The sequence below is a fragment of the Streptomyces sp. NPDC054847 genome (assembly GCF_053610925.1).
The window spans coordinates 1-3,124 of the sequence record NZ_JBSGZJ010000631.1; the positions used below are offsets into that span (position 1 = coordinate 1).

Annotated in this window: 1 protein-coding gene and 1 pseudogene; both read right to left on the minus strand. The window is 75.5% G+C overall.

Annotated features, from left to right (window positions below):
* Positions 1-425 precede the first annotated feature (425 nt).
* The gene (locus ACWGH4_RS33460; protein WP_453467479.1) at positions 426-2,375 is read right to left on the minus strand and encodes a TOMM precursor leader peptide-binding protein; all 1,950 of its coding nucleotides are present in this window, start codon (positions 2,373-2,375) and stop codon (positions 426-428) included.
* Positions 2,365-3,124: pseudogene (locus tag ACWGH4_RS33465) on the minus strand (hypothetical protein); the annotation flags it as partial. The gene ACWGH4_RS33460 and the pseudogene ACWGH4_RS33465, both read right to left, overlap by 11 nt.

Consider the following 3,124-nt stretch of genomic DNA (forward strand, 5'->3'; position numbering starts at 1 on the left):
CGCCGCCCCGGGACCACCGGGGACCGGTGCACCTGCAGGCCAGGGGCCGCCGGCGGCTGACGCGCCATCCGCCGCCCCGGGACCACCGGGGGCCGCTGCACCTGCAGGCCGGGGGCCGCCGGAGAGCGAATCGGAGTCGGTCGGCCCGGGGACCCGCGGGAACGGCATCCGTGCCAGCAGGTCCACCGTGCCCAGCGGCAGCGTCGTGCGCGCGCCCCGGCCCCGCGGCGGCGGGGGCGGGACGTGGTCGTCCGGTGGCGGCTCGGGCGTCCACGTCCAGTCCGGCGGCGCCGGCTCGTCGTCGCCGGCACCGTACGCGTACCAGAGCGGTTCACGGGCGATGCTGTTGTCACCCTCGGGCCCCGGCAGGTCGACCGGGCAGCCGCGGCCGGTCGCGGCCCCGCTCCGGGGTGCGGTCGGCGCGGTCACGGGAACGGGTGCGGGTCGTAGGGGACGGCCCGGTGTTCCTGGCCGGTGCCGCGCAGCGCGGCCTCCAGCCTCGGCAGCCCCGCGAGGCGCTGCTGGGCGTGGCCGAAGCACATGGGCAGGATGCCCGGCACGACCGCGCGGGCGACCGAGATCCCGGCGTCGGCGTGCTCGCGGCTGGTCTGGTCGACGAGGACGACCTGGTCGAGGCCGGCGTCCGCGAACAGGCTCCGTACGAAGTCGAGCGCGCCACGGACGTCGTCGCCGGACTCCCGTGCCAGGCGCCCCGGCCAGCCGGGGAACGCCTCCTCCAGGGTGACCCGGGGGCCGCCGAGGGCGACGGTGGCCCGCTCGCGTGTCTCGGGCAGCGAGGAGAAGCGCACATGGTCCTCCAGCTCCTGCACCAGCCAGGGGTCCTCGACCATCGGCTCCACCTGCTCGCGCGTCCAGTCGACGGGGTTGGTGACGAGTTGTGCGACCTCCCGCAGGGCGCCGCGGATCGCGGACTGCGGATCGGCGCCGGAGCCGGCGGAGGAGAAGGTCGCCGGGAACGGGTTCTCGCGGTTCACGGCGAGGACCCACACAACCGGCAGGGCGATGTCCCGGGTCGCGACCAGGAGATGCACGTCGAACCCCCTGGCCCGGACCAGCTCGATCATGGCCCGGCTGGTCGGGTCGGTGATCGACGATTCGGGGATGTACGGCAGCGGCCGCGCCCGGTACCAGCAGGTGAGGAAGGCGTCGCGCTCGGCAAGCTCGAACAGCGAGTGGAGCGCGGCCTCCTCGAGGTTGGCGCCCACGGCGCAGCCGCTGGAGGACTCGTAGAAGTAGTGCTTGCGCTCGTGCGGGCCGACCGCGCGGGCGGCGCGGCGGTCCCTGCGGAAGGCGTACTCGTACTGGTAGAAGGCGTGGTCGGCGGGGACGAGCAGGGCCCGCCCGCCGGCGAGGTCGTGGCCCCACACCCAGTCCATCTCGGTGTGCTCGTCCGACGGCGTCACCCGTGAGGTGGGGTGGTCGAGCTGCTCCTGCGTGTATCTGCCGAGCGTGCCCGGGTCCACGGCGTATTCGGCGACGTCCTTGTACGCACGGCCCGTGAGGACCGGGATGTCGTACGGGAATCCGCCGAGGCGCTCGTACGCCTCCAGTACGGCGACCGGCTCGGTCTCCGCGAACGTCTGCGCGCGGCCGTGGCCCATGGCGGGGGCGTCGGCCACGACGGCCATGCTCATCGCGAACGGGGCGTGGGACTCGCGCAGGATCGCCCTGACCGGTCCGAAGCGGGCGTCGACGAGGCGGTCGCGCAGCAGACCGCGTTCGACGAGGCGGCTGTCCGCGGACCGGGTCGGATCCCCCTCTGAGGCGGGCCGGCCGGTGAGGGCCAGTGGCAACGGCCTGGCCGCGCCGTCGAGTTGCTGCTCCTCCGGCCCGCACAGCGGGCAGTGGAAGCTGCGCGCGACGCGGTGCCGTCTCAGCCCCTTCGCGGATACGGCGTAGGCCTGTCCGGGCCCGAGCGGCCGCTGCGCCAGATACTCCAGGGTCGCCCGGAGCAGTTCGGGGAGCAGCGGCGCGCTCGGGGACGGGGCCGCGGTGGCCTGGGTGAGGTCGCCGACGAGTGGGTGTTCGCGGATCGTGCGGTCGCGTACCTCGGCGCAGCCGGCGCAGCCCGCGGCGGTGCCGGGCCGCCACAGGGGGCCGATCAACACCTCGTCGTCGTGGAGCCGCACCGAGAGGTGGCTGCGGCCGGAGGCGGCGGCAGCGGCGAGCTGCCGGCGCTCCCAGTCGAGGTCCCAGCCCCGGTTCACGGCCACCGTGCCGTCGCTCGCCTCGGCCAGCAGCGCGATGACGGTGCGCCAGGTGCCGTCGTTGTACGGGGAGGTGGGGCGCGCGGTGAGCCCGGGTCCGGTCGCGACGCCCGGTGTCCGGGTGTCGGGGGCCGTGTCAGTTGCCATCGTGGGTCTCCCGGGGGCGTGATGCCTCGGCCGCTACGGGCCCGTACCAGAGGGGGATCTCGCCGAGTACCGCGTCGCCGCGGGCCGGGCGTCCGGCGTAGTCGCGGCCGGTCTCCGCGCCCTGCTCGGTGAGCTGCTTGCGCAGCGTGCCGAGGACCGTGCTGTCGGCGAACAGCAGTGCGTCGGTGGAGATTTCGTCGACGGGGCTGATGCCGTCGGAGCCGGCGTCCACGGTCGCAGCGGCTCCGGCGGTCGTGAGGGTGCGGGCCAGTGCTGTGCACAGGGCGTTGCGTACGGCCTCTTCCTTGGTGGCTCCCCACGCCTGTCCGAGCACCTCTGCGCCGCGGGTCACCCGGGCGAGGCGCCAGTCGAGGCCGGGGACGTGCAGCAGGCCGACGGCCGGTCCGGTGGCGAGGAGCGGGCGCAGATGCTCCCGGATGCGGTGGGCCTCGGCGTCGACGGCGTCGTCCGTCACCTCCCCGAGCGGCAGGGCATCCGGCGTGAGCAGGCGCAGAGCGCCGTCCAGGAGCCAGTGTTCCTCCGTGAGCCCGGCGGCCGGAGTGCCGTCGTCCTTGGGGCTCCTGGCCCGTAGCGCGGCCAGGGCGGCCGCCACCGTGGCGGTCTCCTGGTGCGCCGCCCAGGCGACGACGGTGCCCGGTCGGTCGCCGCGCTGCTCCGCCGCCCGCAGCGCGAGCGGCATCTGGGGCAGGTCCTCGCCGGGGGCCGACGCGATCGGCCCCGTCCAGCGG